Source organism: Haloferax profundi, assembly GCF_001469865.1.
In the GTDB taxonomy this organism is placed as follows: domain Archaea; phylum Halobacteriota; class Halobacteria; order Halobacteriales; family Haloferacaceae; genus Haloferax; species Haloferax profundi.
In genome coordinates, this window is the sequence record NZ_LOPV01000520.1 from 1 (window position 1) to 8,995 (window position 8,995).

Genomic DNA, 8,995 nt, shown 5'->3' on the forward strand with positions numbered 1-8,995 from the left:
CCGTCTCGAGTCGCTCGCCACGCGGCGGCGACAAGCGGAGCATCGTCTCGCCGAAGGTCACGAGGTCTGTCATGGCAGGGCGTTCGCAGGCGCGGTATAAACCTCCGGCGTTGCCGTCGAATGGCGCGACTGCTCGGGGGTGCAACGAACAGCACTGCGCCCATCGGAGCGACTCAGGCCGACGTGAACCGGCGGACGAGGTAGATGACCGAGATAGGGATGCTCAGAAACGGAACGGCCACGAGGTAATAAATAGGAGAAGGGACCCAGTCGGACTGTCGCGCGAGTGTGAGTCGGTCGACGTGGAGCGCCAACGGGCCGACGACGACTGCCAGCGCCGTCCCGTACAGCCGAACTGCTCCACCGACCGACGCCGCCCACGCGGGGACGCCCGGACCCGTCGCCGCGGTAAAGAGATACGAGACCACGAGAACGAGGGGCCCGAAGAGGATTCCCAAGAAGACGAGTGGGTTCATCGCCTCACACGTCACCGCACCCTGACTTCAATCCTCTGCGCGCCGGCCACCGTGACCGGGGTAGTCGCGTTCGAAGCGTGCCTCGATTTCCTCGCGGTCGAACTCGATGACGACGGGTCGGCCGTGCGGACAGGCGTACGGGTTGTCGCAGGCGTCGAGCGCAGAGAGCAAGTCGAGGACCGACCCCTCGCGGAGCGAGGTGTTGCCGGTGATAGACGGGTAGCACGCGAGGTCGGCGAGCAAGTCGTCGGCGACGGCGTCGACCGTCTGCTGGCCGCCGTCGGCCTCCTCGCGAACGAACGCGGTCAACGCGTCGCGGACGAGTCCGGGGTCGAGTGCGGCGTCGAAGACGGCCGGGACGGTCCGAACCGAGACGGTTCGGTCGTCCGTCCGCCCGGCGTGGAACCCGACCTGTGCCAGCGCGTCACTGTACTCTTCGAACAGGGCGGCCTCGCGCGCCGTCAGTTCGAGTTCGACGGGTTCCGCGAGTGCCTGCGTTGGCGTGTCGCCCTCGACGTCGCCCTTCAGGTGTTCGTAGTTCACGCGTTCGTCGGCGGCGTGTTGGTCGACGAGCACGAGTCCCTCGCTCGTTTCGGCGACGATGTAGGTGTCGAGCAGTTGGCCGAGGATTCGCATCGACGGCAGCGACTCGAACTCGGGCGTGAGTGACGCTTCCTCGCCCGAGAGGTCCCGTTGCGTCGTGGGCGCGGTGATGCGTCTCGGTTGGCCCCGAGAGGCATCACTCGGAGTCGGCGACGAATCCGAGGACGAACCGGAGGCATCTGCGGACGCCTCCGACGCCGATCCCGGTAAACCACCAGCCTCGGCGTCGAACGACGACTGTTCGGTCGTCTCCGGTCCGGGGGCGAGGTCGTACTCACGCGGCGGTGTCGGCGGTGTCGACTGCGACGACGATGGTGACGGTTCGGGAGTCGACGACGTGTCTCCCGAGGGCGACGACGGCGACTCGCTCGAATCGGCAGAGACGTGTTTGTCTTCACGCGCCGATTGAACGTCTCGGGCCGTCGGTCGGTCGTGAGTGTCCGCATCGCCGTCGTCAGCATCTGCGTCGACCGTCTCACGAACGTCGTGTGGGTCGGTCTCCCCTTCGTCGCCCGCATCACCGGGTGCGACAGGCGTCTCGTCTGCTTTGGAGAGGCCGCGCGGCGCGGACGAACGGACGAGTCCGTGGTTCAATAGCGCGTCTTCGACCGCTTCCGTCACGTCGCGTTTGACCTGCGCCTCTTCGTCCCACCGGACTTCCATCTTCCGCGGGTGGACGTTCACGTCGACGGCGTCGGGCGCAACGTCGACGAAGAGGACGGCGAACGGGTAGCGGTCGGCGTCGAGTTGGCCGCCGTAAGCGTCGAGGACGGCCTCTCGGAGGACGCGGTCGGTGACGTAGCGGTCGTTGACGAACGTCGAGAGGTAGTCGCGGGTGCTTCGCGTCGTCTCGGGATGACTGACGAGGCCACTGACGGAGGCACCGGGCGTCTCGTGTTCGACTGGCACCATCGACTCGGCGACTTCCCGGCCGTACACCGAGAGGACGGTCGATTGCAGGTCGCCGCGACCCTCGGTGGCGAACACCTCTCTGTCGTCGTGTTCCAGCGAGACGGCGATGTCCGGGTTGGCGAGGGCGTAGTGTGTGACGACGGTGTTGACGTGGTCGAACTCCGTCGCCGTCGTCTTCAGGAACTTGCGCCGGGCGGGGGTGTTGTAGAACAGGTCGTCGACTTCGACGACGGTTCCCTCGGGACATCCGGCGGGGCGAACCGACTCCACCTCGCCGCCCTCGTATCGCAGTTCGGTTCCCACGTCGCCGCCGCGGGGTTTCGACCGGATGGTCATCCGCGAGACGGCCCCGATGGTGTGGAGCGCTTCGCCGCGGAACCCGAGCGTTCCGATACCCGCTTCGAGGTCTTCGATGTCGGATATCTTGCTTGTCGTGTGTTCGCGGACGCAGAGTTCGAGTTCGTCTTCGGTCATCCCGACGCCGTCGTCGCGGATGCGGATGCCGCCGACGCCGCCGGAGTCGACAGCGACGGAGACGCGTGTCGCGTCCGCGTCGAGGCTGTTCTCGACGAGTTCCTTCACGACCGACGCGGGCCGTTCGACCACCTCACCGGCGGCGATGCGGTCGATAGTCTTCGCGTCGAGTTGCTGGATGCTCGTCATTCGTCACCCTCCAGTTTCGACTGCCACGCCTGCACCTTCGCCATCAGGTCTATCGGCGAGGTGGCGTTCACGTCAGTCGATTGCAGTTCGTCGAGGACGGCCTCCATCTCCGGGTCGAGCGTGGGACCGTCGTCTGTCTCGGTGACAGCGCCAACGTCGCCGTTCTGGGCCGTGCCGTTTGCGGGACTCCCGCCAGTGCCGCCACCGCCGTTCGCGGCTTTCATCTCTCCACTCCCGAAGTCGAAGACCGCTTGCACGGGTTCGGACGACCCGGACCCCTTCGCCTCGATAGCCTTCTCGTCGCGGAGGCGGTCGAGCACGTCCGTCGCTCGGTCTACGACGGGTCGCGGCACGCCGGCGAGGTCGGCGACGTGAATCCCGTAACTTCGGTCGGTCGGCCCGTCGACGACGGTGCGGAGGAACGTCACGTCGCCGTCTCGCTCGTCAGCGGCGACGTGGACGTTCGCCACCCGGTCGAGGTGGTCGGCGAGACTCGTGAGTTCGTGGTAGTGGGTCGCGAAGAGCGTCTTCGCTCTGACCTCGTTGTGGAGATACTCCGTCGCCGCCCACGCGATGGAGATACCATCGTAGGTGGCCGTCCCGCGGCCAACCTCGTCGAGGATGACGAGCGAATCTTCGGTCGCCGAGTGGAGGATGTTCGAGAGTTCTTGCATCTCGACCATGAACGTCGACCGGCCCTGTGCGAGTTCGTCCAGTGCGCCGACGCGCGTGTAGATGCCGTCTACGACGCCGATAGTCGCCGACCGAGCGGGGACGAAACTCCCGACTTGCGCGAGCAACGTGATGAGCGCCGCCTGTCGCATGTACGTCGATTTCCCGGACATGTTCGGCCCGGTGACGATGAGGAATCCTCGGTCGCGGTCCATGTGGAGGTCGTTCGGGACGAACTCGGTCGTCGTCTCGACGACGGGGTGGCGTCCCGCTTCGATGTGGAGTGGCCCCGCTTCGGTGAGTTCCGGTCGCGTCCACCCGTTGCCGGCGGCGTGGGTCGCGAGCGACGCCAGTGCGTCGACTTCGGCGAGAGCACGGCCGACGTCTTGGAGGAGTTCGGCGTGCTGGGCGACGCGTTCGCGGAGGTCCCGAAACAGGTCGTATTCGAGGTCCCCGCGGGCCTCTTCGAGGCGGAGAATCTCGCGTTCTTTCTCTTCGACGTCGTCGGTGACGAACCGCTTGGAGTTCTTGAGCGTCTTTATCTGCCGGTAGTGGTCGGGAACCTGGTCGGCGACGGACTTGCCGACCTGGATGTAGTACCCGTCGGTCTTGTTCCGGTCGACTGTGACGTGCGAGAGGCCGTGCTGGCGTTTCTCGCGGTCTGCGAGCGTGTCCAGCCACGACTTCACCGACTCGTGGCGCTCGATGAGTTCGTCCAGTTCGTCGTCGTAGCCTTTCTGGAAGAGGCCGCCTTGCGTCACCGTCTTCGGCGGGTCGTCGGCGAGTGCGTCGGCGAGTTCTGCGTGCAGGGTCGCCGCGGCGTCTCTGTCGGGGCGGGCGACGACGTCGGCGAGTGGCGTGTCGGCCAGTTCGGTCCCCTCGATTGCGTCGGTGAGCGCCGGCAGGATTTCGAGCGTGTCGCGGACGGAGAGTAGGTCGTTCGCGCCAGCAGTCCCCGACGCACTCCGTGAGGCGAGTCGTTCGAGGTCGTACGCACCGTCGAGTACCTCGCGGACACGTTCGCGGGCGAGTGCGGCAGATGCCAGTGACTCCACGGCGTCGAGTCGGCGCGAGAGTTCACGCTGGTCGCGTCGGGGGCGAGTCAACCACTCGCGCAGGAGACGCCCACCGGGCGAGGTCACGGTGTGGTCTATCGTGTCGAACAGCGACCCCGAGCGGTCGCCGTGCATCGTCTCTGTGAGTTCGAGGTTTCGTTGCGTGGTCGCGTCGAGTTCGAGCATGTCGCTCGGGTGGTAGACGCGAAGACGGGTCATCGACCGGAGGACGCCAGCGCCCGTCTCTTCGACGTAGGCCAATATCCCGCCCGCCGCGCGGGTCGCCAGTTCGGAGTCCAGACCGACACTGTCGACGGTGGATTCACCAAACTGCTCGCGGACGGCGTGACGGGCGCGCCCCGGTGCGAACGCCTCGGTAGAGTACAGAGAGAACGACGCGTCCGTGGCCTCGCGGAGTCGGGCGAGTGTCTCGTCGTCAGAACGGACGTCGGGTCCGGGGAGGACTTCGACCGGCGCGAAGCGATAGAGTTCGGCAGCGGCGTCGTCGACGGTTGCAGCCTCGGTGACGAGGAACTGTCCGGTCGTGATGTCTGCGAACGCGAGGCCGACACCGTCCCTTCCGGTTACGACGGCGGCGAGGAACTGCGCGTCAGACCGCGAGGTTTCGAGGAGGGTGCCCGGCGTGACGACGCGCGTGATACGTCGGCGGAGGTCACCCGACTCCGTCTCGTACTGGTCGGCGACGGCGACCCGATAACCGTGTTCGACCAACGCCTTGAGGTAGGGCGTCAGGTCGTTCAACGGAACGCCCGCCATCGGGTACGACGACCCGTGCGACGACTTCTGTGACACCTTGAGGTCGAGTTCGCGCCCGACGGTTTCGGCGTCCTCGGCGAAGAACTCGTAGAAGTCACCACACTGCATGGCGAGCAGGTCGGCGTCGGTTTCCTCTTTCAACGAGAGGAACTGTCCGACGATTCCCTGAGTAGTCATGTGCGCACGTGGGTGGGCGGGCGGATAAAACGCTACGATGGTCAGTCGTGCACCCACGTCGACGCCACATCGCTCGCGGTCACTGTGTCGCGTCGTTGCGTACTCAGACAGCACTGCCACGAACTGTGGGATTGTGGCACGCACCCATGACTTCTGTTACCAAGTGTATATATTTCTGAACGAAGAGCAATAGCATGTCCCAAAATATAGCGTCTGATAACCGGCGGCCCAAAATTATATGTGGGTGAATATTCCGACGAAGTGTGACTCTCTCGTACAATCGACGAGGGTTCCTTCGCGCGGCAGGTGGTGCCGCGGCACTCGGGTCGTTGTCCGGGTGTGTTGGAACGCTCGACGCTGAACGTGCAGAACCCGTCCGCTTCGGAGCGATTCTCCCGTTGAGTGGTGCACTGGAGCAGGTTGGCACCCACGGGAAGCGCGCTGTCGAACAAGCAGTCGCCGACGTCAACGATGCCGGTGGCGTCCTCGGTCGACCAGTCGAACTGACCGCACTCGACAGCGAAGCGAGTCCCGACGTAGCACTCGACCGATACCAGACGCTCGTCGACGAGGGTGTCGTCGGATTTGTCGGCGGACTCGTCAGCGACGCCTCACTCGCACTCGCCCCAGAGGCGGCGGCAGACGGAATCATGGAAGTCAGTCCGGCGAGTACGAACCCGCAACTCACCGACGCCGGCCGAAAGAACGGCCGGAAGTTCTTCGGCCGGACCGTCCCCAGCGACATCCTGCAGGCCATCGCGATGGCGAAGATTCTCGACTCGTTGCAGTACGTCGACGCCGATTCAGTTTCGCTCCTCGCCGTCGACAACGCGTTCGGGTCAGACCTCGCCGCGGAAGTCGAGGCGAACCTCGACGCAGCGGTCACCGCGAACGTCGCCTACGACCCCTCCGCGGACTCCTTCGACGGTGTCATCGACGAGGTGTTCGCCGGGTCACCGGACGCGGTTGGATTCGTCAGCGTTCCCGGACAGGAACACGGCGTCCTCGACGCGTACGCCGCCTCCGACTACCACACGCCGTGGGTGTTCTCGGCCGGAATGTTCGGAAGCGAGATTCCCTCGCATTACGAGGGATTCTACAGCGCATCGCTCTCGTCCGTCCAGACCAAGGGGTACTTCCGACTCTCACGACGACTCTCCGATATCGCGCCGCTTGCGCCCTACGCGGCGAACGCCTACGACGCACTCTTCCTCATGGCGACGGCCGCAGAACACGCCGGCGAGGCCAGTGGCCCCGCCATCGCCGACTCGATTCGGTCTGTCTCCGGTGGTTCCGGACACACCGTCGGTGTCGGCGAGTTCGACCGCGTTCGCTCGCTCGCGGACGCTGGTCGCGGCGTGAACTATCAAGGTGCCGCGAGCGGTGTCGACCTGACCGACGCGCTCGAACCCCTGAGTTCGTACATCGTCGAACACGTCAACAACGGCCGAGTCGAGCAGTTAGAACTCTTACAGCGTCAGTTCTTCCAGAGCGGAGGTGGCCAATGAGTTCGCCGCTCTCGCGGTTGCTTGGGTCGCTCGAACGACTGCTCCCGAACGTGATTCGCCGGCGCTACGCGGCGAAGTTCGGCGTCGCCCTCCTCGCCATCGTTCTCGTCATGTCTGCGGTGGGCGTGTTCATCCACTTCGACACCAAGGCAGCCGTCGAATCGACGACGGAAGAAGAGATTCGCGGTATCGCAGAGGCAGAAGCACGCTCTGTGGCCGACTGGACCGCCTCGAAGCAGTCCTCTGCGACGTTCCTCGCAGAGTCACTCGGTGAACGACCGTTGACGACTTCGGCGGCGGCACACGAGCGATGGCTCGAACAGAAACTCATCGAACTCCCAGGTGACGTTCGGTCGCTCCACTACGTCGACGCCGACTCGCAGTCTGTCGTCGCCAGCACGACCGACGGCGCGAGTGGTCAGTCTCTCGACGACATCGACGCCCCGTGGACAGACCGCGCTGCGGAACTCGCACAGTCCGCGTCGGCGACCACGTCGAAACCGTACGAGACCGACAGTGACCCTGTCGTCGCGTTCGTCGCGCCCGTCGCGGAGACCAACGGGTTCGTCGTCTTGACCGCGTCGGTCGAAGCGCGGTCACACGACTTCTCGTCGCCCTTCGCGACGGGTGACGTGAAGGTCGTCTCCGCGGACGGGACCATCCTCCTCGACAACCGAAAGTCGTCGCTCCTCGACCAGTACACGGCACTCGACGGGTCGAGCATCTCTGCCATCGACGAAGGCCTCGACGGGCACAGCGGGTACGACGTCGTCTCCGCGCGCACCGGGATGGAGTCTGGCCAGTACGCGATGGCGTACGCGCCTATCACCGGCACCGACTGGGTGCTCACGTATCACGTGCCGGCCGACCGAGCGTTCGCACTGCAATCGCAGGTTTCGCAGAACGTCGGTATCCTGCTGGCGTTCGCTATCGGGTCGTTGTTCCTCGTCGGCCTGACGATGGGCCGTGGAACTGCCCGGTCACTCGCCGCCGTGGCGCAGAACGCCGACGAAATCGCCAGCGGGGAAGTCGACGGCGACGTGCCACAGACCACGCGAATCGACGAGATGGGGAGACTCTACGACTCGTTCGCCTCGATGCAGTCGTATCTGACGACGGTCGCAGGCCAAGCAGAGGCCCTCGCAGAGAAGAACTTCGACGACCCAGTCCTCGACGAAGACGTCCCCGGGTCGTTCGGTGAAGCCATGGGTCGCACGCACGACGACTTGGAAGCCCTCATCTCGGAACTCGAATCGAAAGCCGAGGAGTTCAGTGACATCATGTCGGAGGCCGCAGATGGCGACCTGACCGGCCGGATGGCCGAAGACGCAGACAACGAGGCGATGAACGAGATGGCGCAGTCGTTCAACGAGATGGCCGACCAACTCGAAGCGACCATCGCCGAAGTCGCGTCGTTCGCCGAGACGGTCGCCGCGGCGTCCGAAGAGGTCACTGCGAGTGCACAGGAGATAGAACGCGCCAGCAGACAGGTCAGCGAGTCCACGCAGGTCATGGCCGAGGGTGCCCACGAACAGCAAGAACGCATCCACCAGACCACCGACGAGACGAGCAACCTCTCTGCGACCATCGAAGAGGTGGCGTCGTCCGCGAGCGAACTCGAACAGACCGCGACGCACACGCTCGAAGCGAGCGAAGACGGTCGAGACGCGGCGTCGAACGCCATCGACACCATCGAGCAAGTCGAGTCACAGACCGAACGCACGGTCCGCCGCATCGAGGAACTCGAATCCGACATGGAGCAGATTGGTGACATCGTCGAACTCATCACGGACATCGCCGACCAGACCAACATCCTCGCGCTCAACGCGAACATCGAGGCGGCACGCGCAGGCGAGGCAGGTGAAGGCTTCGCCGTCGTCGCCAACGAGGTCAAGCAACTCGCCGGCGAGACCAAAGAGTCCGCCGAGGAGATTGCGGCGACCATCGCGGGTGTGCAGGCGAAATCCGAGGCATCCGTCGAAGAGATGCGCGAGACGAGAGACGCCGTCGAAACCGGCGTCGACGCCGTCGGAGACGCCCACGACTCACTCGACACCATCGTCGAAAACGTCCGCGAGACGAACGCCGGCGTCGACGAAATCAGTCGGACGACCGACGAACAGGCCGCATCGACCGAAGAAGTCGCGTCGAT

5 protein-coding genes are annotated in these 8,995 nt (G+C 65.1%); 2 read left to right on the top strand and 3 right to left on the bottom strand.

Annotation, left to right across the window (positions count from 1 at the left end):
* Nucleotides 1-173: 173 nt before the first annotated feature.
* The 3 genes from AUR66_RS16185 to mutS are packed head-to-tail and all read right to left on the bottom strand — an operon-like array spanning nt 174 to nt 5,335.
* Nucleotides 174-476, bottom strand: coding sequence for a hypothetical protein (locus AUR66_RS16185; RefSeq protein ID WP_058573260.1), 303 nt, complete (start codon nt 474-476; stop codon nt 174-176).
* A gap of 27 nt (nt 477-503) precedes the next feature.
* Complete coding sequence (mutL, locus tag AUR66_RS16190; protein ID WP_058573261.1) at nt 504-2,654, bottom strand: DNA mismatch repair endonuclease MutL; 2,151 nt, start codon at nt 2,652-2,654, stop codon at nt 504-506.
* Entirely contained in the window at nt 2,651-5,335 is a 2,685-nt protein-coding gene (gene mutS / locus AUR66_RS16195) for a DNA mismatch repair protein MutS (protein ID WP_058573263.1), read from the bottom strand. The genes mutL and mutS overlap by 4 nt, the downstream gene beginning before the upstream one ends.
* A 329-nt stretch (nt 5,336-5,664) precedes the next feature.
* Here mutS and AUR66_RS16200 point away from each other — a divergent pair, with 329 nt between their 5' ends.
* Together AUR66_RS16200 and AUR66_RS16205 are read left to right on the top strand one after the other, a co-directional pair.
* A complete protein-coding gene (locus AUR66_RS16200; protein ID WP_058573264.1) occupies nt 5,665-6,843 on the top strand; it encodes an ABC transporter substrate-binding protein in 1,179 nt (392 codons plus the stop codon).
* A partial coding sequence (locus AUR66_RS16205) for a methyl-accepting chemotaxis protein (RefSeq protein ID WP_058573262.1) occupies nt 6,840-8,995 on the top strand: 2,156 nt, incomplete at its 3' end. The genes AUR66_RS16200 and AUR66_RS16205, both read left to right, overlap by 4 nt.